We start from the raw sequence: 23,713 nt of genomic DNA on the forward strand, positions 1-23,713 counted from the left end.
CTACAATGAGTATAAAGAAAAAAGTGGAAACCGCAATAAGATTTCCAACTTTTCATTATTTCATTAACTGACTAATAATTGTCATCATTTCTTCAATTTTCAAATCAGCTTCTTCACTGCCAATCGCATCATGAACACAATGTTGCATATGCGCTCCAATAATTTCTTTATTCGCACGTTTTAAAATCGCTTGTGTTGCCATAATCTGATTAGATATATCAATACAATAACGATCGTCTTCAATCATTTTAATAATTCCATCAATCTGTCCACGAGCTGTTTTTAATAAGCGTGTAACTTGTTTTTGATTAGCCTGCATTATTGAATTCCTTTAACACTATAACCGGCATCTTCAACCGCTTGAATAAGAATACTGTCATCAATGTCTTTGTCCAATTGAAGATAAGCACAATTATTTTGTAAATCAACTGTTGCTTTGACTCCATCAATACTATTTAATGCCTTGTCCACATGTTTTTGACAATTTGGACACATCATCCCTTCAATATTCATAGTTTTTTCCATTTTATGTTCCTCCTGTTTCATAATTTGATTTTCCTGTTCAATCATTTGATTTTGATGTTTTGGTTTAAAGAATCTTAATCTTAAAGCATTGCTGACAACAAAGACAGAACTTAAACTCATGGCTGCTGCGCCAAACATAGGATCAAGCAACCATCCAAAGAATGGATAAAATAATCCAGCTGCAATTGGAATACCTATCACGTTATAGAAAAAAGCCCAGAAAAGATTTTCTTTGATATTTTTTAAAACCGCATGACTTAATTCAATTGCATTGACAACATCCTGTAAATCATTTTTCATTAAAACAATATCAGCTGAATCCATCGCAATATCTGTTCCTGAAGTCATCGCAATACCTACGTCTGCACGCATTAAGGCTGGTGCATCATTGATTCCATCTCCTACCATAATAACACGCTGCCTGCTGGCTTGTAAATCTCTAATATGTTTTTCTTTATCCTGTGGCAAGACTTCAGCAATAACTTGAATTCCTAATTCATCACCAATAGCCTGAGCAGTTAAACGATTATCCCCCGTTAGCATATAAATAGATAATCCCATTGCTTTTAACTGTTCAATGGCACTTTGACTTGTTTCTTTTAAGACATCACTTACCACAATCAATCCAACGATTTGTCCATCATAAGCATAATAAAGTGGTGTTTTACCTTGACTTGCTAAAAGGGCAGCTTCTTTTTCAACAGGTGATAAATCAATATCATGTTCCTTCATTAGACGTTGATTACCAGATAAGATTATTTTACCATTAACAGTTCCCTTTAATCCCTTTCCTGATAACATTTCAAAATGATCGAGCGTTTGTAATTCAATATGATTGGCTTTTCCATATTCTACAATCGCCTTCGCCAGTGGATGTTGTGAAGCTTGTTCAATAGAAGCCGCTAAAGTTAACAATTCTTTTTCATTCATACCGATAGGATATATTTGTGTCACCTGTGGTTTTCCTTTGGTAATGGTTCCCGTTTTATCTAAAACAATACTATCAGCTTTTGATAATAATTCTAGGTTTTCTGCTGATTTAATCAAAATGCCTAACTGAGCACCCTTTCCCGTTCCAACCATAATCGCTGTTGGAGTTGCTAAACCTAAAGCACATGGACAAGAAATAACCAACACAGCGATAGCACATGTTAAAGCAAAATGGAATGTCTGATTGCCTAATGTCATCCATAAAATAAAAGTGATAAAAGAAATTGTTATAACAATAGGTACAAAAATACCACTAATACGATCGGCTAATTTCGCAATCGGTGCTTTTGATGAACTGGCTTCTTCAACAAGTTCAATAATTTGAGATAAAGTCGCTTCCTGACTTGTATGTGTAACTTGTACTTGTATATAGCCTTCTACATTCATTGTGGCACCAATAACACGATCATTGACTGTTTTATCAACTGGCAAACTTTCACCAGTAATCATAGATTCATCAATTGAAGTATGTCCTTGAACAATCACACCATCTAATGGAATGCTTTGTCCTGATTTCACAACAACAATATCTCCTACCTGTACTTCTTCAATAGGAACTTCTTTTTCTATACCACCTTTCAATACTGTTGCGACTGAAGGCATAAGATGAATTAATTTTTCAATTGCTTCAGTTGTTTTCTTTTTAGAACGTGATTCTAAATATTTTCCTAAAGAAATCAATGTGAGAATCATGGCAGCTGATTCAAAATATAATTGCATCACATATTGATGAGCCTGATGCATATTTCCATGTCCTAAATCATACCCCATCATAAACACAGCATAAATACTATATAGAGCAGCAGCTGATGAACCCATTGCGATTAATGTATCCATATTAGGAGAACGATGCCATAATGATTTGAACCCTCTTTGGAAATAATAGCGATTAATATACATCACTGGTAAAGTTAAAAAGAGTTCAGCTAAGGCAAACACCATCATATTTTCTTCACCCGTTAAAAAGGCTGGTAATGGTGCTCCCATCATATGTCCCATTGAAATATAGAATAAAGGAATCAAGAAAATAAAAGATAAAATCAATGACTTTTTCTTATGATCAACTGTTTCCTCTTGTTTTTTTGCTTGTACAGTCTGTGTTTCTAATGCCGCTTTATATCCAGCATTTTCTACGGATTGAAAAATCATTTGATCATTGACTTTACTTTCATCATAGTCAACAACCATACTGTTACTTAGTAAATTCACGTTGACATCTTTGACACCATCAATTTGTCTAACGGCTTTATCAACATGGGCACTACATGCACTGCACGTCATCCCCATGACATCATATTTCTGTTTCATAAGATACCTCCTATACCCCTGTGGGGTATACTGTCATTATACGCTCTTTTTATAAAAAAACAAGTCATATGATAAAAAAACTATATCTTAACGATATAGTCTATGGAATAAAAATCTAATAACCTATTTCAAAATCAACTCAATTTTCCCTTCTTCGTACGTTTTCTAATATGAAAATCTCATACTGATTCCTTATCATTTACAATAAATTCTTGATAAATGGCTTTTATAGCTGGTTTAAAATAACAATTACGTACACCAATAATAATATTCAACTCACTTGATCCCTGATCAATCATTTTAATATTGATATTTTCTCTTGCTAAAGCTTTAAAAACACGTGCTGCTGTTCCTCGACTGGCTTTCATTCCACGTCCTACAACGGCAATCAATGATAAATCAGATTCAAGGACAATTGAATCCGGATGGACTATGCGATGTAATCCTGCTAAGATATCTTGTTCTTTATCAATAAAATCATCAGTATTGACAATCACAGTCATTGTATCAATTCCAGAAGGCATGTGCTCAAATGAAATATGATAATCTTCAAAGACCTGTAAAACTTTACGCCCAAATCCTACTTCTGAGTTCATCATATCTTTTTCAATCATGACAGTCGCAAAACCTTGTTTACCGCAATTCCAGTAATCACATGTGCTGGTTTATGGCAGGTACTTTCTACAATCAATGTTCCTGGATCTTCAGGACAATTGGTATTTTTAACGTGAATAGGAATCCCTTCTTTACGTACTGGGAAGACTGAATTTTCATGTAAAACAGAAGCCCCCATATAAGATAATTCTCGTAATTCTTTATAAGTAATGGTTTCAATCACATCAGGATTTTTCACAATGCATGGATCAGCAATTAAAAATCCTGAAACATCTGTCCAGTTTTCATATAAATCAACTTTTCCATTTTTCGCAACAATTGATCCTGTTACATCAGAACCACCTCTTGAAAAAGCTTTAATTTGACCACTGCCATCATTTAAAGAACCATAAAAACCTGGAATGACTGCATAAGGTGTCGTTTCTAATTTTTGTGATAAAATCTTGTCTGTTTTTTTCACATCATAACGTCCATCTTTATCAATAAAAATAACATCTTTGGCATCAATAAATACAAAATCAAGATAATTAGCTAATATTTTCCCATTTAAATATTCTCCTCGACTGACAATATAATCTTCACTGGCTCCATTTTCTAAAGCCTCTTGAATAATCTGAAATTCATCATCCAAAGACATATCTAAATGCAAACCATCAATAATATCTAAAAAACGTTCTTTCATCTGATCAAAATACAAATGAAATTCATTTTTTGTTTTAGCATAAAAAATCTTATATAAAAGGTCAGTCACCTTTGTATCATCTTTAAATCTTTTACCCGGTGCACTTGGCACCACATAACGCCTTTCCTGATCACTTTTAATAATCTCATAAACTTTTTGAAACTGTGTTGCATCTGCTAAAGATGAACCCCCAAATTTTACAACTTTACTCATCAAACCCCTCCATTTCTATCAATAGGATACATGATTCTTAGCTTTTATTCAATATTTAAACAAAAAATATCCCAGTTTCCTGAGATATTTTCTATCTAAAAGTAATTTCTCCTTTGACATCATCCATATGATCAATAATCGCGAGTGATTCTAAATGATAACCTAACTCTCTAATTTTTTGACCACCCACTTGATAACCTTTTTCAATGACGATACCAATTCCTTCAACAGTTGCACCAGCCTGATGAATCAAATCAATTAATCCTAACACGGCACATCCATTAGCTAAAAAGTCATCAATAATTAACACATGATCATTTTCATTTAAATATTGTTTAGAAATCACAACATCATTAGTATTTTGATGCGTAAATGAATCTATTGTTGTATGATAAAGTTCATCTGAAATGTTGGAAGATTTTGATTTCTTCGCAAAAACAACAGGTATATTTTGAAAATGTCTGGCAGTCATCACAGCAACACCAATCCCACTTGCTTCAATCGTTAAAATCTTAGTGATTGGTTGATTTTGGAAGAGTGTCTGAAATTCTTTTCCCATTTCATCTAAAAACGCAACATCAATCTGATGGTTTAAAAAACTATCAACTTTTAAAATATTTCCCTTTTTTACAATTCCTTCTCTAATAATTTTTTCTTCTAATGCTTTCATAATTCTCCCTTTTGTTGATACACAACTTCAAATATTTCTTTTTTATTTTTTGATATTTTTGTTCATCCATCATTTCTGGATAAGTCATCATATTTAAAATAACTGGTTGATCGCCTTGACGAAATGTTGGTTGAATATAATCATAAGGATTCAATATAAATCCCATTCGTTCATAAAATTGAATACGTCTTCTAGAAAAATCATCATATGGTTCTTCTACTTCTAAAAACAAAAAGTCGTTAACGTACATTTGACAAAACTGTTTCATTAAATCACTACCTAAACCTTGGCCACGCATCTTTTCATGAACGGCAAAATTTTCCAGATAAACACAATGCTTCAATTCCCAGACAATCATAGCGCCTTGCAGTTCCTGTTTAGAATAACATGCATAAATACAAAATAAACCTTGTTGAAATAAATCTTTCATATATTGATAGGGTCTTAATTCAGACGGTACAAAAGATTGTTGAAAAAGTGCATAGACATCATCAAACTGTGATAAAGAGATTTTTTTCATATCATCACCCTCCTCTATCATTCTAACATATTATTAAAATGATACCAAGTCTGGATTTTCATGATGAAGCAAGAATAACTTGATGTCCATATCACGACCATAACCACCTAATTTGTGTGAAGAACCAATCACCCGATGACATGGTATCAATAATGAAAATGGACATTCTCTTAATGCACTGCCCACTGCTCGATAAGCACGAGGATGACCAATCATTTGAGCAACTTCCTGATAACTTTTAGTCGTTCCATACGGAATTGACATCGTGGCTTTCCAAACTTTCTGTTGAAAGGCTGTACCTTTTACAAAACGATATTGAAAATCAAAATTTATCCTTGTTTTATCAAAATATTCATATATCTGTTTGGATATATCTTCTAAACATTTATTTTTTTCATAAATAGCATCTTTGATTTCAATAGGACTTCCACAATAAATGATGTGATTGTCTTGACAGGCAAGCATCAACTTTCCAATAGGAAATGAATATTCATAATAATATATTGAACTCATATTATAGTCCTTTGACATATTCTAAAGCCTGTTTTGAAAAAGTCGATGAATCCTGTTGAAGATTTTGTTTTAATTCTTCTAATGAAACTTTTTGTAAAGTCTTATCTTTCACTAAACATTCACCATTTACAAAAACTGTATTGACAAGCCCAGCATTTGCACTATAGACAAGTGCTGAATAAGGATCATAGAGAGGATACATAGAAACACTATCTGTATCCACAATGATAAAATCTGCACGTTTACCAATTTCTAATGATCCAACCAGATGATCGATATGAAGTGCTTTGGCACCTTGTAATGTAGCTAATGATACAATATCCTGGCAAGGAAAAGCATTGCGATCATGATTAACAGTTTTGTGAACACAGGCAATCATTTTCATCATGGAAAAAAGCTCTAAAGTATTACCACTAGATGGTCCATCCGTTCCTAAACCTACAAAAACATCTTTTTCTAATAATTGTTTTAATGGCATCACGCCTTTTCCAGCTTTTAAATTAGAAACCAAACAATGCGCTACAGATGCTCCGTTTTCTTTTATTAAATCTATATCATGATCATTGATATGAATACAATGAGCCAAAACAACATTTTTATTAAGAAGATGATAATGATTTAAAAATTCAGTTGGTGTCATTTGATATTCTTTTTGAAAATAGTCCATTTCATAATCAAGTTCACTGGCATGTAAAGAAAATGGTACATCATATTTTTGAGCCAATTGACTTGCTAATTGTAAATGTTTTAAATCATTGGTATTTGTCGCATGTGGCGCAACAAATGGTGTAATCAAAGGATGATTTTTCCATTTAGGTATAAACCATTGACAATAATCTAAACCACCATAGGCTTGATCACTATCACAGCTAGGAAAATCAACAATCGTTTCACCAACAAAAGCTCTCATCTTCATTTCATCAGCTGCCTTGGCAACTTCATTTTCAAAATAATACATGTCCATAAAAGTTGTAATTCCTGATAGCAGCATTTCTGCCATGGCATAACGAGAACTATGATAAACCAGTTCAGGTGTCATACATTTTGATTCTAATGGAAACAAAAAGCGACGTAAACGATCTGGACAGTCATCTCCTAAGCCACGAAAAGGAATCATTCCTAAATGTGTATGCGTATTAATCATACCTGGTAATAAAATACCTTGATGTCCATCAATACACTGATCATAAGTGCCTGAACATGTTTTCCCAATTTCAATAATTGTATCATCTTCAATCAACATTTCACCTTGTTGATACATATCCAATTGTTCATTCATGGTTAAAATTGTTACATTTTTAATCAGTGTTTTCATCATATTCCTCCATAAGTGGTACAATTGTTTGATGATAAGTATCCATCATTCCATAATCCGTTACCTTTAGTTCTGGTGAAACTGGTAAAGATAAAGTTGAAAAAGACATAATCGCATTATCATGGATATATCCTAAATGTTCCATAGCTTTTCTAACTTCACACAAATCTTTAGCAAGACAATCAAGTGGCTGATCACTGATAATACCACCTACATTCAACAGAGCATTGGCTTGAACTTTTTGATTTTCAACAACCAGATAACCACCTTGCTGATCTAACAGTTGATGTTGTGCCTTGATCATATCTTCTACATTATTTCCTAAAATCATGATATTGTGATGATCATGAGCCCAACTCGTTGCAATAGCTCCTTTTTTTGCAAAGTATTTTTCACCAAAGCATGTGTCACATGCCCATTTTTCCCATATCTTTCAAACACAGTTAATAAACTTAATCCTGCACTGGCATAATCCACATAACCATCTTTAACTGGTAAAGTCATCTTCAAATGTTTTGTAAAGGTAGAATGGGGTTGTACTTCCATCACATGGCAAAGCACTTCTTTTTGACAAGATGCAATCATAAAATCTGATGCACTTGCTTTTTTAGCATGTAATGAATGATAAAAATCTTGAGGAAACTGTGGCTCTGTTTCTTGAATTTCAATTGTTTTTGATTGATCATAGACACATTGTCCTCTTTTATAAACACGATCAATTGAAAATTCATACAAATCATCCAATAAAATAAAATCCGCTATTTTTCCAGGAGCAATACATCCCCGATCAATCATATGCATACGTCTTGCAGGCGTATAAGTTGCACAATAAATAGCTTTTTCAATCGGCATTCCTAAATCATAAGCCAATTTTACTAATAAATTTAAATGTCCATTTTGTAATTGATCAGCCATCACATCATCAGTTACCAAAGCAAAATATTCATAAAATTGATTGTCTACTAAAGTTTGAATATTTTCCGCAGTCATGGATTTACGTTGTATTTCTAAAAACATGCCATTTTTAATTTTTTCAACAATAGATGCTGGTGTCTGTTGGGTATGATCAGCATCAACCCCTTGATAAATATATCTTGCCAAATCAAGACCACTGATACGAGGACAATGTCCTTCAATAGGCATTTGCCATTTTTGTTCATGACAAGCACGAATAATACGATTAATGAGTGTATCTTCACCACCAATCAAATCTTTAAAATTCATGACTTCTCCTAAACATAAAATACGAGGATTTTTTAATAATTGTTGAACATCTTCTTCGCCAATCTTTCCTCCTGTTGTTTCTAATTGTTCATTTGTCGATGGAACAGAAGAAGGAATTCCATAAAAAATATCCAATGTCGTTTCATTGGATACTATTGTTTCAATTCCACGTACACCAAAAACATTGGCTATTTCATGGGGATCAGCAACTACCGTTGTGACCCCATGAGGTAAAACAGCCTTAGAAAATTCACTAGGAATTGTCATAGAACTTTCAATATGCATATGGATATCAATCAATCCAGGAATCATATACTTCTCTTGTCCATCAATCACATTTTCAACATCAAGAGGCTCATCATCACAAATATAATAGAATTTATCATCTCGAATATAGATATTCTTCTTTTCAAAACTTTGTGTAAATGTATTATAAAGCTGTACATTTTTAATGAGCTGATTCATGACAATATCTCCTAACTATTTAAAATACGTGTCCATTGATCAACCCAGTCTGTTAATAATGGGTTTACAAATTTATAATCAATGACTTTTGCTCTGGCAGCAACATCACCATAAGTTTTATTTAAAGCTTCTTCTTCAGTTAATTCAACTGTTTTATTAGTTGGTGCTTCATTTAAATCAGAAACAGCATCTTTATATTGTAAGTCTTTGCTTAAACGCCAATCAATATATTTATAAGCTAAATCTTTATTTTTAGAATTTTTATTAATTTCAATTGTATTGAAGTTTGCATATGTACCTGATGCTGGAACAATATATTCACAATTTGCATTATTTTTTGAATTAAGCTTACTCCAAAATCAGCCACAACTGCTACTGAAATTTCTCCAGCACTGAACATATTTGTTAAATCTGAAGATTTTGTATAAGTTTTCACAATATTTGGTTTTAACTCAGCTAAAGCTTCAAAAGCAGCTTTTCCATTATCAGATGTAATATCTACACCTTTATAATCACTTGCCAGATGTACCATAGCTGGTCCAAAAGTTGTTGTAATTTCAGGAATAGAAATTTGTCCTTTTAAACGACTATCCCATAAATCATTCCATTCTTTAATTTCAAAACCAACTGCTTCTTTATCATAAATAATACCAATACTATTTAATGTATATGGCACACCATAACCATTTTCATCTTTTAATTTTGCAGCTGCATCAATTAAATCTTTCGCATTACCAATTTTTGAATAATCTAATTTTTCAAACAAATCTGCAGCATATCCTTTTTGTGCTTCAGCTTGAGATAATTCAATAATATCTACTTCTGAACTAGGATTATTTGCAAATTTTGTATAACGATCAGAAGTTCCTCCTTCTTCCACAACAATTTCACAATTATTTTCCTTTTCAAATGGTTCATAAACATCTTTTTGAATAATATCTGCATTTAATCCCCAAGTTGAAATAACTAATTTTTGAGAATCACTCCCACTATTGCTAGAACATCCAACAAGAACCATTGCTCCAGCCATTAAACTAACCAATAACTTTTTCATTTTTCTACCTTCCTTTCCTAAACTAAGACAATTTTATTTGCTGGTAAATACATATGAATAGAATCACCAGGTTTGTATACTGTTGTGTTACCACCATTAACAACCAGTTTTCCGATTGGTGTTTCAACTTCATATTGATAACTTTTCCCTAAGAATGTACGTACATTCACAGTTCCAGTTACCATATTTTCATTTTTATCAGCAGATGGGACGATTTCAATATCATCAGGACGAATTGTTCCTTTACATGTTGAAAAATCACCATCATTGTCTACTTTCATCATTTCACCATTTTGATTTTGATATTGATTATCACCTATACGTGTTAAATCAAAGAAGTTTTCAAAACCAATAAATCTCGCAACAAATTCAGTTTTAGGACGAGAATAAATATTTTCAGGTGTATCATATTGTTCAATCACACCATTATTCATAACTGCCACCTTATCAGAAATAGAGAAACATTCTTCCTGATCATGTGTAACAAAGATTGTTGTAATCCCTAATTTCTTTTGTAATCTTTTGATTTCAACACGCATCTGAATACGTAATTTGGCATCAAGATTACTTAAAGGTTCATCTAAAAGTAATAATTTAGGTTCAATCACAAGAGCTCTCGCAAGCGCAACACGTTGACGTTGTCCTCCAGATAACTGTTTTGGTAAACGATCAGTTAACCCCTGTAAATCACAAACTTCCACAACTTCATTGATTTTTGCTTCCATTTCTGTTTTATCCATTTTTCTTAATTTTAAACCAAAAGCAATATTTTCTTTTACTGTTAAATGTGGAAATAATGCATAACTTTGGAATACCAAACCAAAATTTCTTTTATGAACAGGAACCTTTGTCATATCTTCATTATCTAAGATAAATTGTCCTTCTTGAGGATCAATGAAACCAGCAACGACACGTAAAGTCGTTGTTTTTCCACAACCTGATGGTCCTAAAAGAGAAACAAGTTCTCCTTTTTCAATATCTAAATTTAATCCTTGTAAAATATAATTTTTTTGATGATATGCAACTGCAATATCTTTTAAGCTTAAAAACGCCATCTTCATTCCTCCTATTTTGCAAGTGCTGAAATACCTAATGTTTTTTCAACAATGAACATAATTACAATTGTCGCTACCATTAATAATACAGATACAGCTGAAACAGTAGGATCATAATTATATTCAATATAATTCATTAATGTTGTTGGTAAAGTTGTGACCCCTGGTCCTGTTAAAAACATAGATACAGGAATATTATTGAAAGAATTAATAAATGACAACATAAATGCTGCACTAATTCCTGATGTAATATTTGGTAAAACAACTTTAAAGAATGCCTGTCCTTTTTGACAACCCAAACTCAAAGCGGCTTCTTCTATCGCAAAATCAAACTGATCCAATGAAGAACCAACAATACGAATCACATAAGGTAAAACAACTAAAAAGTGTCCTAATAATAAACTTTCAAAGACTGGGAAATGCAAAGTTAAAACAGTATACTGATATAATGCATACCCCACAACAATACCTGGAATGATTGTTGGTGATAAAAAGAAACTTTTTAAAAATTTCTTACCAATAACACTATATCTGGCAAGTGCATAAGCAGCTGGCACACCAACAAGTAAAGCTAATAACGTTGCAAGTAAAGCAATTTCCCGCTTAAAATAAGTGAACTCATAAAACTTTCTGATTCAAAAACATTAACAAACCATTGTAAAGAAAAACCATGAATAGGGAATGTAATCGTACTTTCTGAACCAAAAGCTGTCACGGCAATAATAATCAATGGTATAAATAGAAAAGCAAATACCAAAATAGAAATAACCATCAGCCCTTTATGTCTACGCATTAGACTTCACCTCGCTTATCTAATTTTGCTGCAATTGCATTCAATGCTTTCATAACAATCAATGTTGTTACAATCATAATCACTGCAAAAACACTGGCCGCTGTCCAGTTATTTAGACTCAGTGCCTGTTGTGAAATGAAAGTTGCTAAAACAAGATTCTTTGGTCCTCCTAATAATTGAGGTGTTGTATACGCACTTAATGAACCTGTAAACACTAATACACAACCAACAATAATACCAGGAACACTTAATGGTAAAACGACTTTCAAAAAAGCTTTGACACGATTTGCTCCTAGACTTTCAGCAGCTTCCATCATATCATTATCAATATTTTCCATAACCCCAACCAAAGTAATAATCATTAGTGGTAAAAACAAATAAATAGTCCCAATTAAAACAGAGAATTCTGTATATAACATGGTAATTGGTTCTTTAATCAAACCAACTGACATTAAAAAATTATTAATGACACCATTTTTACCTAATATATTAATCCAGGCAAAACTTCTGACAACCGAATTTGTTAACATTGGAAAAATCGAAATTGCCATTAAAATACCACGCCATTTTTTATCACATCGTGAAATAAAATAAGCTGTTGGTACACCTAAAATCATACAGACAATAGATGAAATCAAAGCAATTTTAACGGTTCTCATAAAAATCGTCATATAATATTCATCTTTAAAAAATGCTAAATAATTTGAAAAGCTAAAGCCACTTCCTTCAGGAAACAAAGTTGGAAATATAATTTGAATTAATGGCATCACCAAAAAAACAATCAATAAAACCAAACAAGGTACCAAAAGAAGATAATGCATTTTTTCTTCACTCAAGTCCCTCCTCCAATAAAAAAGTCTATCCCTCTGATAGACACAAAAAGTACCTATCATAGTCCCGTTATTTCCGGTAACAGGGTAGAAACGATTGGGCCAATTCCCAAACATATATGATACCACGTATCATTGTAACAAACGTCTATACTTTTGTCTAATATTTTTCAATTTTTTTCACATTTCATCATATAAAAAGACATTGGACTCTTTCATCCAATGTCTTGTCATTAAGCTTCAATTGTTGCTTTCCATAATCCATGTAAATTACAATATTCGTAAACTTCAATTGTTCCTTTATAATCACCAATCGCAAATGTTGCTTCAGGTTGATCACTAGGTGTTAACTGAGCACGTAAAACTTGATTTTTTAATACAACAATAATATTTGTAATCAAATGTTCTTCAGTCATTGGATGAGCAACTTCTCCAACTTTAACATGAAGTTTATCTCCATCAATAGCTAAAACAGGAACATGTTTTTCTAAAGCTCCATCAGTTGTGTTAGCAGTTAATTCAACCATTGGTTTTCCACAACAAACAACTGGTACTCCTTTATCTACGATTTTTTCTACAACATTTCCACATACTGGACATACATATAATTTCATTATTCATTTCTCCTTTCATGACAATCATATTTTATCACTTCTTTTTCATTATGGCTAATCATATGCACTTTTATTATTCTTTTTTAATAATTGACAATAAGTACGATATGTATAGTCATCAAAGCAGACAATATCTACTCTTTGAACATAATGTGCTTCAAACTGTTCAATTGTTTCCATCGCAATTTGAGCAGCTTGTGAAGTTGGATAGCGATATGCACCTGTACTAATAGACGGGAAAGCAATATGGTGGCATTGGTAAGCTTCGGCTTTTTCTAAGCATTTTTTATAACAAGATTTTAAAAGTTTCGCTTCATCATGTTGTCCATCACGATAAACAGGACCTACTGTATGAATGACATAACGAGCTGATAAACGATAACCTTTTGTCACCTTTGCATCACCAGTCGCACAGCCATGTAATGTACGACATTCCTCTAATAATTCTTTTCCTGCTTGACGATGAATAGCACCATCGACTCCTCCTCCACCAAGCAAACTATTATTGGCAGCATTGACAATCGCATCACATTCAATTTGCGTAATATCGCCTTGTATAATATGAATTTCCATGTTCTCACCTTCTTGATTACATTATATCAAAAAAAGCCATTTCAAAAAATGACTTCTAGACTTTTAACCATCTTTTAATTTTTGTATCTTTTTCCTTTAAAAATTGCATAAAATCTTGAATACTGATTTTTAAACAATCTTTTCTAATGATAATCATATCATTTTTCTTTGCTAATAAAATATAAGCATTATCTGTTTGAGATATTGTTTTTAAATGATGATAAGGTATTTTATTATCAATAGATGTTTGACAATTATGTACCACAACATAATCTTTTCCAAAGCTCATTGTATAAGTGATTTGATGATCTTCTGTTTCTTCCGTTATTAATTTCATCATTTCTTTATAATGACCATGAATCAAAAAGAAAATTTCACCAATACAAATAACACCTAACACCAAAAAGAGAACACCCTGCATAGTTTCTTGATGCATCAGATTAATGACACCTAAAGCAAAAGCAATGATTCCTGTTAATATTAATAAATATTTCTGCCATGAAGTAATCATATATTTTTTGACTTCTTTTAATAAACTTTCATCCACGACATTATGACTAATCTGTATTCTTTTCATATAACCCCTCCAACAATGCAACATTATCCCTAACAATTATGTCTTAGATATTAACTTTTACAAAATTTAATCAATAAAAACAAATTTCTCACATTTTTATTTTTTTATGTTTTAAGATATAACAATACCTTAAATTATGATATAATTTTTCTCATAAAATAGCGGGGTGGAATTATGGTTTATCGAAAATATTATCAACGTGGTCGTTACGTTAAAAAATTAATTGATGATTATTGTGTTTTAGATATTGAAACAACAGGATTATCATGGCAAAAAGATAAAATTATTGAAATTGGAATCTTAAAAATCAGAAATCAAAAAATCGTAGAACGTTATAGTCAACTAATTAATCCACAAATTCATATTAATGCTTTCATTACGCAATTAACTGGTATTGATAATCAAATGGTACAAGATATGCCATGTTTATCAAATATTCAAAATGATGTCTTACAATTTATAGGACAAGATATAATTATTGGACATAATGTGACTTTCGATCTAAATTTTATTGCCAATCGTTTTCAAGTGAATTTACCAAATGAATATATGGACACTATGCAGTTTGCTCGAAAGGTTTATCCTGCCTTGCCCCATCATCGTTTAACAGATATGGTTGAATTATTAAATCTTTCCACAAATGAACACCGTTCTTTAGCTGATTGTATCTCTACATATGAGCTATATGAGCATTTAAAAAATCAAATCATTGAACAAAATATATCTTTATAAATACCTGAAAAGCATAGCTAACTATCCATTATAAGTATTTGATATTTCTCCTTTTTCTTTATAAAATAAAGTCAAGGAGGCTAGGTTATGATTCAAACACTAACGAAAGAAGATATTAAAAAAGTTTACAGAACATAGGTTGTCCATCAAAACAGATTCAAGAGCTTGTTGATGATTTTGAACATCAACGTTTTCAAATGTTATTCCGTTTTTTACAAAAGAAAAAATTTGAAATCTTAGATGATGTTCATCAAAAACAAAAAGAAATTGATTATTTAGATTATCTTATTTATACATTAAAAAATCAAAATAAATCATAAGCTTTCTTAAGGAGGTCAAGTTATGCAAATAAAAAATATTATTGAGAATCAAACATTTGATGAAGAAAGAGCTTTATATAATATCCAAAACACAGAAGTTAAAAACTGTATTTTTGCAGGACCAGCCGATGGTGAATCCGTATTAAAAGAAACAAGACATATTAAAGTAGAAGATTGTTCATTTTCATTACGTTATCCATTGTGGCATGTACAAGGCTATCAATTAATTCATTGTTCATTAGATGAACTCACACGTGCTCCTATCTGGTATTCACATCATGGCTTGATTGATCATTGTGACATTCAAGGCATTAAGATTTTAAGAGAATGTCATGATACAGTTGTTTCTCATTGTCAAATTAATTCACCAGAATTTGGATGGTTTTGCCAAGATGTTACGATTAAAGATAGTGAAATCAATTCTGAATATATGTTATTGCATAGTAACCATGTGAAAATTGATCATTTAAAATTTAGTGGAAAATATTCATTTCAATATATGCATGATTTAGAGATCACTGATTCTTATTTAGATACTAAAGATGCTTTCTGGCATAGTGAAAATATCGTCGTGAAAAACTCTGTGGTCAAAGGTGAATATTTAGGATGGTTTTCTAAAAATCTAACTTTTATAAACTGTCAAATTATTGGAACACAACCCCTTTGTTATTGTGAAAATCTACAACTCATTGATTGTGAAATGATTGATTGTGATTTATCTTTTGAATATTCTGATGTTCAAGCAACGATTCATGGACATTTGGATTCTATTAAAAACGTTAAATCTGGTACAATTACAGTTGACAGTGTTGGTGAAATCATTAATGAAGATGCTGTGATGGAAACAAAGGGACAAGTCATTATTAGACAAGCACCTTTAGAAAAACAGACAAGATGTCAATGTTGTTGTTAACGTTAACTTGATTGTTAACGTTTTTTAATAAAAAAATGTTGGCGAAATACCAACATCTTCTTTTATAAACATTTCTTAAAAATTTGAATGATTTCATCACGTGTTAAGACTTTATATCCACCATTCATAATTAATGTTGAAGCAGCAATACCCTCAATCATTTCTTCATTGACACCTAAATCAGAGATATTCATGACTAATCCTAATTCATTCATCCAATCTTCCATTGCTTTTAGACCTTCTATTGCTACTTCTTCTTTTGATTTTCCATTTGGATTGACACCCCATACATGAGTTGCAAATATAACAAATTTATCTAATCCATAAGGCATAATATATTTGTAATATGGTAAAGATACAGCTGATAAAGTCATACCATGTGTGGCATCCGTATAAGCACCAACGGCTTGTCCTAACATATGCACCATCCAGTCCGTAGTTTTACCTTTTGCAACCAATGTATTTAATGCCCAAGTCGCTGTCCACATAATATTACTTCTTGCTTCATAATCTTGAGGATTTTTCACCGCAATACGACTTGAATGGATTAAAGATTTCATTAATCCTTCACTGATATAATCACTGGTATTATCATCATCACCAGAAAAATATTGTTCACAAATATGATTCATAATATCATAAATCCTGCAACCATTTGATAATATGGTAAAGTCAGTGTATATCAAGGATTCAAAATCGCAAATTTTGGCATAACATCTTCTCCAAATACATGACCGATTTTCATCTTTGTTTCATGATTAGTAATAACTGCTCCACCATTCATTTCTGAACCAGTTCCAACCATTGTCAAAACACATCCAACTGGAACAATTGGACAAGTTGTTTCTTCAAAACGAATATAGTATTTTTCCCAAGGATCCCCATCACAGTAAATAGATACAGAAACAGCTTTAGCATAATCACAGACTGAGCCACCACCCACAGCTAAAATAAAATCAATATCATTCTTTCTTGCAATATCAATACCTTCATATAATTTTTCTAATGTTGGATTGGGCATCACACCAGAAACTTCTGAAACAATTTTACCATTATCTTGTAAAATTTTCATTACTTCATCATAAATACCATTTTTCTTAATTGATCCACCACCATAAATAAATAAAATATTTGAACCATATTTTTTAAGTTCTTGATTAAGATAACTCAGCGAATCTTCTCCAAAATATAATTTTGTTGGATTACAATATTCAAAATTTCCTAACATTGATTCTTCCTCCTTTTCTATATGTTCATTTTAATACCACCCATCACAAATATCAAATATCTATATTGTACTCATATTTTTACACAAATGCCTTGATCATTGAACTTGACTTATATAGAACAAAGTTATACGAGATGTTTTTATTTGACACTCATTTATAATATGTGAAAAGTAGGATAATGAATCATTTTTTAACATATAAATGGGATGATGTGGTTCTGGTCATAGCTAGATTTTACCAAATTATCCAATATTTCTGAGATATCCTCAAAAGTTTTTTACGTTGAAGAAAAAACGATTAAAAAACACTAACAATCAATTAATCAAAATCTGTTTTTTATCATATCATGAAGTCTATTTATTCATTTAAATTTTAAAAATTGAATGAAAGTATTATTTGAGTTATGTATATACGATTTTTATATGTATTCATTGATAAAATTATCAAGGAAAGTTGATTCTATAAATAATCGTTTTAGACGAATTATAGGATTCAACAGTTCTACTTTTTTATAATGATATTGTTTATATATCTTATCAATGATTTTTTTATTTATCTTTTAAAACAATAATCCCTCTTGCAATATAACTTTCCATTGCTTCTTCAACTGTTTCTAAAGTTGTATATTTAGGATGATATTCTAATAATCTTTCAGCTTTTTCAATACTATAATGTCCACTTCTGGCAATATGATGATAACAATCATCTATATATTCTTCATTACCTAAATAATCACAGAATTTTTCCCATGATAAGAATCGAATCTTTGGTTCTTGATGAAAATATCTATATAAAGCTTTGGCATAGCCATATAATGTCATTGATTCTTTTGCAACTGCGTGAAAACTTTCACCCAAAGCATTTGTTCTATGTGTAATAGCTTTATAAAACATTTGAGCAACATCATAAGCATGGACATGATGTAATGTTTCCATCCCAAAATTTGGCAATACAATTTCTTCACCATCAGCAATCTTTTGGAACACACGATTATCCTTGGTTGCTTGTGGATTCATGATTGTCCATCCTGGTCCTGAAATCTGTCCTGGCATAATAATTGTTGCTGGAAATCCATGAATACGATATTGTTCTTTTAAATATAATTCACTGGCATATTTATCTTTTCCATAATGATCCAATGGTTCTTTTAAAGCATTTGGATCTTCTGGAATAAATTCAGCTCTTCCATGAGCCCATATCGAAGAACAATATAAATAATGTGATAATTTCGTATCTTTTAATGCCTTAACCATCTTTTTTGTATCCTCTATATCAAAATTAATTAAATCTACCACCACATCTCCGTTTATTTCAGCAATCTTTTGCGCAAAATCTTCTTGACTTCGATCAAGATAAACATTTTTTACATAATGCCACATAGGATCACTGACATAAGCTTGACTTTTTCCTCGTGTAATCGCAACGACATCAAAACCTCCTTTAACTAATTGTGGTACTAAATAAGTTCCAATGTGTCCACTTGCTCCAATAACAACAACTTTCATTTTCTTTCCTCCATTCTTGACACCTATACTTTATAAAAAATCTCATAAAAGATAAATATTCTATCAATCGTTTAGAAAGCATTTCTTATTTTTGTTTTTTTATAAAACAGGATTTGTAAAAATTTTTTACAAATATTCAATCTATTTTCACATATAAAATTCAAAATACATCTTATGAATATATCTTTTAAAAAGAGTAGGTAAATTATATAAATAAAAATTTTTGTAAAAGGCTTTCTAATTTTATATAATGTAACTAGAGGTGAGAGAAATGTTATTACAAGAAAAAATGAAAACTACAAAATTTTCACCAAGTGAAGCAGTTGTGGTTCAATTCATACTTGAAAAACAAGATCAAATTGAAAAATATACAACAACTTTAATTGCAGGAGAAACTTATACTTCTCCTTCTGTTCTTGTGAGAATATCAAAAAAATTAGGTTTTAATGGTTTTAATGAATTAAAAAAAGCTTTTTTAGATGAAGTCTATTATTTAAGAAATCATTTTAGTGACTTTGATGCAAATTTACCTTTTTTATCCACTGAATCTATTATGAATATTGCTAGTATTATCACCAAACTTAAACAAGAAAGTTTAAATGATACATTGTCTTTAATTCATCATGATACTTTACAGAAATCTATAAGAATGATGCAAAAGGCTGAATCAATTAAAGTTTTTGCCATTTCAAATCTCACATTTCAAGCTGAAGAATTTGTTTTTAAACTTAGACATATTGGTTTTAAAGCTGAAACCTATTCTATCAACAATACACTATATCAGGAAGCCAAAATGACAACTTCAAAAGATTGTGCCATTTGTATTTCATACTCTGGAGAATCTGGTGAACTAATCAGTGCCACAGAAATCTTAAAAAAGAATCACGTACCTATTATTGCAATTTCTAGTGTTGGAGAAAATAGCTTAACACGTTTAGCAGATGTTCATTTACAAATGACAACTCGTGAGAAATCGTATTCTAAAATTGCTGGTTTTACATCTTTAGAATCTATTTCTTTATTATTAGATATTTTATATAGTTGTTTATTTAGAACTGATTACTATAAACATTATGATTTTAAAGTTCAATTGTCACAAGCCACTGAATATAGAAACATTCAAAATGAAATTATTCAAGAAAATAAAGGCGAATGAAATGATGTTCACTCGCCTTTATTTTCTTGATACCACTGATTCTTTAATCACTTAAATCTTCACTATTTATTCCATGGTTTTAAATATCATTTTGTAAACATTATTTTAAATTTTATAAATAGTCTAACCATACAATTTCGAACTTATAAAAAAAGCTATTCAATTTTCAAATTGAATCACTCTACATTTTGTTATAAATTTATTCCTAATTTATTTTGATAATCCTCTAATTCATGGAATATTCTAAAAATAGTTATTTCCTTATTTATATCATCAACTAAATATACAAAGATATAGTGACGTATAATAATCTTTCTATAATCATATTGGTGACGTTTTAATATGATTGGATTAGACTTGGATAAATTCTAATTATTTTTAGATTTTCATCTATATCTTGCCTAAATTTTGTTAGAATATATGGATTTTTATATCCGGAAAGATAAGATAATATCTTATTCAAATCATTAATTGCTGAATCTGTATAAAATATTTTATAATTCAAATCCATACTTTTTACTAAACATCCCCCATACCTCTTCCTCAGTATGTGTTCTTCCTTCTTCATAATCTTTTTCTGCTTCTTTTAATTTATCCTCAATTGTTTCAGGGGGAATAACACTATCCTTGTTAACCGAATTAATATTTTTCATTGGTTTCATAACAATCAATCCTCCTTACAAATAGTATAGTATTAATTCAAACAAATATAAATAACAATAGAACTTATTCTTTTATAAACATCATATTTTTCATTTTAAAATTAGGATTTCTCTTACTCCTATTCTTTTTCAAAATCATTGATTATTATATATTTTTCTCTCATATTTTGTAATTTTGATAGATAAGTATTGATTTTTTTCATTATTCATCCATATCTTCATAAAGATTTAAATCCATTTCTTCCCACGTGATACCATAAGGTACACCCCAACTTATATATCCTGCAATGAAATAAAAATTATCATTCTGCTCAAAATCAAGCAATGATTCATCTTGTTTCTTTGTTGCTTTATACCCTTTTTTATTCTTTGCATTTTGTTCATCCGTTAACTTTACACCTAACGCTGCAATTCTTCAACTGCTTTTAGCCTATCAACAGCAAATTTCTTACGATAACATTTAATAATATTTTTATTTTCTTCATTATGAAATTGAGCCAACCATTTTTTAGCTTTGGGTTTTCTTTCCTCAAAACTCATTTGTTTTTTAGCCAACTTGCCTTTTTCTTTTTTATCAATAATCACACCTCTTTAAATGTCTTATAACATATATCACTACAAATGACAACTTATATTGATTCAATACTTTATAAAAAAATAGATATAACAGCAACAAAAAATATCCATTTGAAATCATCTTGTTCTAGTTTTTTAATGTGATATAATACGTACGACATCATCATATATGTATAACGAGAGGAAATGATTTATGAAAAAAGATTTAGAAGTTTATTAACAAAATTTCACTTATTAGCCAAACAAAAACAAAGAATTATAAAATGGTATCTTGTATCGCTTGGCATGATTTTTGCATACACTTTCATTAATCACCAGTTAGATGCTCGTAACTATTTTCGACCATTTATAAGTATAATGATCGAACTTTTTCTATTGATAGACGTTTTTCTTATTCCTTTTATTCTTGTGATTAAGGAAATATTGAGTGAAACTAAAAATTTTATATCTAGATTTATTCAAACCATTTTGTCGATTACAGGATTAAGCATAATAACAATTATTATATTTTTTATATTTTCTTTATCAAATAAATCTATCATAAACAGTAATACAGTTCATATTTCTTCTGAAGGTAATAATCTCTATATTGAAAATACAGTATGGTTAGAAAGTCGAAATCATATAGATATCTATCAGATTGAAAAGATCATTTTTATAAAATTAATCGGCAGCTACTAATTCATAAGAACTATCACTTGTACTTATAATAAAAAAGCAGAAATGCACTGATATAATCAGATGTTTTTCTGCTTTTACTATTTATTTAACAACAATGTTGACAAGATTGCTTTGTAAATCAAATTTATACCGTATAATCAACGTTTTTTTAATATCTACATCACTACTACACCACTTACTACACCACTTACTACACCATTGTTTGAATGAACATATAATAACTTACATGATGCACTCTTAAATGCTTTCAATAAGAACAATGTCATCATTAAATTGATCTATACTATTGTGTACATAATGTAATGTCATTCTTACTGATGTATGACCTAATAACGTACTTACAGTATTTGGTGTCATGCCTGCTTCCATACATCTTGTGGCAAAAGTATGTCTAAATGTATGTGGTGAAATATTTTTACAATCATATCTATACCCATCCTCAATTGCTCTATCTTTAATATACGCTAGCACTGAATGAAATCCTGCTCTTGTAAAACAGTCTCCTCTTGTATTAACAAAGATTAGTTCTTTGCTTATATCACTATGTTGTTTATAGTAGCGTTTATGTGTTCCTTCTTCAAGTTGTTTTTGACGTAATTTTATATTTCTTCTTAATATAATTAATGCTCTTTCATTCAAAGGAACATATCTCGCATTTTTTGTTTTTGTTTCTCTAAAAAAATAATTGCCATTGTCATCTGGATAATCAGAAATTTGATGTTTTATATATATAAATTTTTTATCTAAATCCACTTCATCAAATGATAATCCCAGTAATTCACTTATTCTTAATCCAGTATTAATGTTGAATTCAATCATATCTTTATGCAACTGATTGGTACAGCCTTTAAGAAGCATTTTTTCATCTCTCTTACTTAAAGGTTGTTTTATAGTTTTATTTCTAGGTTGTGCGTCTATACTTTTACATACATTTTTTCTAACAATATCATTGAGAAATGCCTTTTCCATCATTTGAGTTAATGTATGTCTAACTGTTTCTCCAGCAGTTTTTGACACTTTTAACGCTTTTTTAACTATTCTTAAAGCATCAATGTTTTTAAATTTAGTAATGTCAATATCTCCAACATCCCTTACATAAAGATCATAGTTATGAGAAATGTTTTCTAAATAACGTCGACTCATGCCTTCTTTTTTCTTATAATTTTCAAACCAAAAATCAAACCATTGATTTAATGTATAATCATATTCTAGACTTGCTTTTTCTTTATCTTCTTTTATTGCTTGCTTTAATAATTGTTTTATTCTTCTTAAATTTGAATCATAAATATATTTTCGTTTTCCTAATCTATTAACATATCTTGCACAATATATCCCATCTTTTCTTTGTGAAATACCTGCTCCTAATTCAGTACCATTTAGACCTTTACCCATATTATTTCATT

Annotated in this window: 32 protein-coding genes and 1 riboswitch; of the genes, 5 read left to right on the top strand and 27 right to left on the bottom strand. The window is 30.4% G+C overall.

Annotated elements, in window-relative coordinates; translation table 11 throughout:
- Positions 1-55 precede the first annotated feature (55 nt).
- The 19 genes from NMU03_RS16000 to NMU03_RS16085 form a co-directional block, all read right to left on the bottom strand.
- Complete coding sequence (locus NMU03_RS16000; RefSeq protein ID WP_290139843.1) at positions 56-319, bottom strand: metal-sensing transcriptional repressor; 264 nt, start codon at positions 317-319, stop codon at positions 56-58.
- Positions 319-2,823, bottom strand: coding sequence for a heavy metal translocating P-type ATPase (locus tag NMU03_RS16005; RefSeq protein ID WP_290139844.1), 2,505 nt, complete (start codon positions 2,821-2,823; stop codon positions 319-321). Before NMU03_RS16005 ends, NMU03_RS16000 begins: the two co-directional genes overlap by 1 nt.
- Positions 2,824-3,002: 179 nt before the next feature.
- Complete coding sequence (locus NMU03_RS18130; RefSeq protein ID WP_435372912.1) at positions 3,003-3,437, bottom strand: ACT domain-containing protein; 435 nt, start codon at positions 3,435-3,437, stop codon at positions 3,003-3,005.
- The gene (locus tag NMU03_RS16010) at positions 3,434-4,333 is read right to left on the bottom strand and encodes an amino acid kinase family protein (RefSeq protein WP_435372913.1); all 900 of its coding nucleotides are present in this window, start codon (positions 4,331-4,333) and stop codon (positions 3,434-3,436) included. Before NMU03_RS16010 ends, NMU03_RS18130 begins: the two co-directional genes overlap by 4 nt.
- Positions 4,334-4,424: 91 nt before the next feature.
- Entirely contained in the window at positions 4,425-5,003 is a 579-nt protein-coding gene (locus NMU03_RS16015) for a xanthine phosphoribosyltransferase (RefSeq protein ID WP_290139846.1), read from the bottom strand.
- Positions 4,975-5,523 carry a GNAT family N-acetyltransferase gene (locus NMU03_RS16020; RefSeq protein WP_290139847.1) on the bottom strand — a complete coding sequence of 183 codons (549 nt, stop codon included), beginning with the start codon at positions 5,521-5,523 and terminating at the stop codon, positions 4,975-4,977. The genes NMU03_RS16015 and NMU03_RS16020 overlap by 29 nt, the downstream gene beginning before the upstream one ends.
- A 33-nt stretch (positions 5,524-5,556) precedes the next feature.
- Positions 5,557-6,036, bottom strand: coding sequence for a methylated-DNA--[protein]-cysteine S-methyltransferase (locus NMU03_RS16025; protein WP_290139849.1), 480 nt, complete (start codon positions 6,034-6,036; stop codon positions 5,557-5,559).
- Between the two features lies 1 nt (position 6,037).
- Entirely contained in the window at positions 6,038-7,351 is a 1,314-nt protein-coding gene (locus NMU03_RS16030; protein ID WP_290139850.1) for an amidohydrolase, read from the bottom strand.
- Positions 7,335-7,781 (bottom strand): adenine deaminase C-terminal domain-containing protein, encoded by a 447-nt coding sequence (locus tag NMU03_RS16035; RefSeq protein WP_353956712.1) that lies wholly within the window; start codon positions 7,779-7,781, stop codon positions 7,335-7,337. Before NMU03_RS16035 ends, NMU03_RS16030 begins: the two co-directional genes overlap by 17 nt.
- Entirely contained in the window at positions 7,679-9,040 is a 1,362-nt protein-coding gene (locus tag NMU03_RS16040; RefSeq protein ID WP_290139851.1) for an amidohydrolase family protein, read from the bottom strand. The genes NMU03_RS16035 and NMU03_RS16040 overlap by 103 nt, the downstream gene beginning before the upstream one ends.
- A gap of 11 nt (positions 9,041-9,051) precedes the next feature.
- Positions 9,052-9,354, bottom strand: a complete 303-nt coding sequence (locus tag NMU03_RS16045; protein WP_290142371.1) for a hypothetical protein — start codon at positions 9,352-9,354, stop codon at positions 9,052-9,054.
- Entirely contained in the window at positions 9,279-10,094 is an 816-nt protein-coding gene (locus tag NMU03_RS16050; RefSeq protein ID WP_290139853.1) for an extracellular solute-binding protein, read from the bottom strand. The genes NMU03_RS16045 and NMU03_RS16050 overlap by 76 nt, the downstream gene beginning before the upstream one ends.
- Before the next feature lie 17 nt (positions 10,095-10,111).
- On the bottom strand, positions 10,112-11,149 hold the full coding sequence (locus NMU03_RS16055; RefSeq protein WP_290139855.1) for an ABC transporter ATP-binding protein: 1,038 nt from the start codon (positions 11,147-11,149) through the stop codon (positions 10,112-10,114).
- A gap of 11 nt (positions 11,150-11,160) precedes the next feature.
- Positions 11,161-11,706, bottom strand: coding sequence for an ABC transporter permease (locus NMU03_RS16060; RefSeq protein ID WP_290139857.1), 546 nt, complete (start codon positions 11,704-11,706; stop codon positions 11,161-11,163).
- 14 nt (positions 11,707-11,720) lie between these two features.
- On the bottom strand, positions 11,721-11,942 hold the full coding sequence (locus tag NMU03_RS16065) for an ABC transporter permease subunit (RefSeq protein ID WP_290139859.1): 222 nt from the start codon (positions 11,940-11,942) through the stop codon (positions 11,721-11,723).
- Positions 11,942-12,778 (bottom strand): ABC transporter permease, encoded by an 837-nt coding sequence (locus NMU03_RS16070; RefSeq protein WP_290139861.1) that lies wholly within the window; start codon positions 12,776-12,778, stop codon positions 11,942-11,944. The genes NMU03_RS16065 and NMU03_RS16070 overlap by 1 nt, the downstream gene beginning before the upstream one ends.
- 36 nt (positions 12,779-12,814) lie before the next feature.
- A riboswitch (purine riboswitch) is annotated at positions 12,815-12,915 on the bottom strand.
- Between the two features lie 90 nt (positions 12,916-13,005).
- The gene (locus tag NMU03_RS16075; RefSeq protein WP_290139863.1) at positions 13,006-13,386 is read right to left on the bottom strand and encodes a desulfoferrodoxin family protein; all 381 of its coding nucleotides are present in this window, start codon (positions 13,384-13,386) and stop codon (positions 13,006-13,008) included.
- Between the two features lie 54 nt (positions 13,387-13,440).
- Positions 13,441-13,959 (bottom strand): O-acetyl-ADP-ribose deacetylase, encoded by a 519-nt coding sequence (locus NMU03_RS16080; protein WP_290139866.1) that lies wholly within the window; start codon positions 13,957-13,959, stop codon positions 13,441-13,443.
- 55 nt (positions 13,960-14,014) lie between these two features.
- Positions 14,015-14,536, bottom strand: coding sequence for a YcxB family protein (locus NMU03_RS16085; protein ID WP_290139867.1), 522 nt, complete (start codon positions 14,534-14,536; stop codon positions 14,015-14,017).
- Positions 14,537-14,710: 174 nt separating this feature from the next.
- Here NMU03_RS16085 and NMU03_RS16090 point away from each other — a divergent pair, with 174 nt between their 5' ends.
- The 3 genes from NMU03_RS16090 to NMU03_RS16100 all read left to right on the top strand — a co-directional run bounded on the left by NMU03_RS16090 (position 14,711) and on the right by NMU03_RS16100 (position 16,501).
- Positions 14,711-15,268: a 3'-5' exonuclease gene (locus NMU03_RS16090; protein ID WP_290139869.1), complete on the top strand. Its 558-nt coding sequence runs from the start codon at positions 14,711-14,713 to the stop codon at positions 15,266-15,268.
- Positions 15,269-15,465: 197 nt separating this feature from the next.
- Complete coding sequence (locus NMU03_RS16095) at positions 15,466-15,588, top strand: hypothetical protein (RefSeq protein WP_290139871.1); 123 nt, start codon at positions 15,466-15,468, stop codon at positions 15,586-15,588.
- A 22-nt stretch (positions 15,589-15,610) separates the two neighbouring features.
- Complete coding sequence (locus tag NMU03_RS16100) at positions 15,611-16,501, top strand: DUF3737 family protein (protein WP_290139873.1); 891 nt, start codon at positions 15,611-15,613, stop codon at positions 16,499-16,501.
- A 62-nt stretch (positions 16,502-16,563) separates the two neighbouring features.
- Here the strand turns inward: NMU03_RS16100 and NMU03_RS16105 are convergent, their stop codons facing one another.
- From NMU03_RS16105 to NMU03_RS16115, 3 genes are all read right to left on the bottom strand, one after another.
- Positions 16,564-17,133: a dehydroquinate synthase/iron-containing alcohol dehydrogenase family protein gene (locus NMU03_RS16105; RefSeq protein WP_290139875.1), complete on the bottom strand. Its 570-nt coding sequence runs from the start codon at positions 17,131-17,133 to the stop codon at positions 16,564-16,566.
- A gap of 50 nt (positions 17,134-17,183) precedes the next feature.
- Positions 17,184-17,729 carry an iron-containing alcohol dehydrogenase gene (locus tag NMU03_RS16110; RefSeq protein ID WP_290139877.1) on the bottom strand — a complete coding sequence of 182 codons (546 nt, stop codon included), beginning with the start codon at positions 17,727-17,729 and terminating at the stop codon, positions 17,184-17,186.
- Positions 17,730-18,278: 549 nt separating this feature from the next.
- Positions 18,279-19,235, bottom strand: coding sequence for an NAD-dependent epimerase/dehydratase family protein (locus NMU03_RS16115; RefSeq protein ID WP_290139878.1), 957 nt, complete (start codon positions 19,233-19,235; stop codon positions 18,279-18,281).
- 271 nt (positions 19,236-19,506) lie between these two features.
- On the opposite strand from NMU03_RS16115, the gene NMU03_RS16120 reads away from it, so the two are divergent.
- Positions 19,507-20,391 carry a MurR/RpiR family transcriptional regulator gene (locus NMU03_RS16120; RefSeq protein ID WP_290139879.1) on the top strand — a complete coding sequence of 295 codons (885 nt, stop codon included), beginning with the start codon at positions 19,507-19,509 and terminating at the stop codon, positions 20,389-20,391.
- Between the two features lie 191 nt (positions 20,392-20,582).
- Here the strand turns inward: NMU03_RS16120 and NMU03_RS17855 are convergent, their stop codons facing one another.
- The 4 genes from NMU03_RS17855 to NMU03_RS16135 form a co-directional block, all read right to left on the bottom strand.
- Positions 20,583-20,738 carry a hypothetical protein gene (locus NMU03_RS17855; RefSeq protein WP_353956713.1) on the bottom strand — a complete coding sequence of 52 codons (156 nt, stop codon included), beginning with the start codon at positions 20,736-20,738 and terminating at the stop codon, positions 20,583-20,585.
- Between the two features lie 147 nt (positions 20,739-20,885).
- Entirely contained in the window at positions 20,886-21,053 is a 168-nt protein-coding gene (locus NMU03_RS16125) for a hypothetical protein (protein ID WP_290139881.1), read from the bottom strand.
- Positions 21,054-21,255: 202 nt separating this feature from the next.
- Positions 21,256-21,378 (bottom strand): hypothetical protein, encoded by a 123-nt coding sequence (locus NMU03_RS16130; RefSeq protein WP_290139882.1) that lies wholly within the window; start codon positions 21,376-21,378, stop codon positions 21,256-21,258.
- 74 nt (positions 21,379-21,452) lie between these two features.
- The gene (locus NMU03_RS16135) at positions 21,453-21,638 is read right to left on the bottom strand and encodes a hypothetical protein (RefSeq protein ID WP_290139884.1); all 186 of its coding nucleotides are present in this window, start codon (positions 21,636-21,638) and stop codon (positions 21,453-21,455) included.
- 177 nt (positions 21,639-21,815) lie between these two features.
- Between NMU03_RS16135 and NMU03_RS16140 the strand changes: the two genes are divergently transcribed.
- Entirely contained in the window at positions 21,816-22,310 is a 495-nt protein-coding gene (locus NMU03_RS16140; RefSeq protein ID WP_290139886.1) for a hypothetical protein, read from the top strand.
- Positions 22,311-22,547: 237 nt separating this feature from the next.
- Here NMU03_RS16140 and NMU03_RS16145 read toward each other — a convergent pair whose 3' ends face one another.
- Positions 22,548-23,702, bottom strand: a complete 1,155-nt coding sequence (locus NMU03_RS16145; RefSeq protein ID WP_290139888.1) for a site-specific integrase — start codon at positions 23,700-23,702, stop codon at positions 22,548-22,550.
- Positions 23,703-23,713: the final 11 nt, after the last annotated feature.

Source organism: Allocoprobacillus halotolerans (assembly GCF_024399475.1).
Lineage (GTDB): Bacteria > Bacillota_I > Bacilli_A > Erysipelotrichales > Coprobacillaceae > Allocoprobacillus > Allocoprobacillus halotolerans.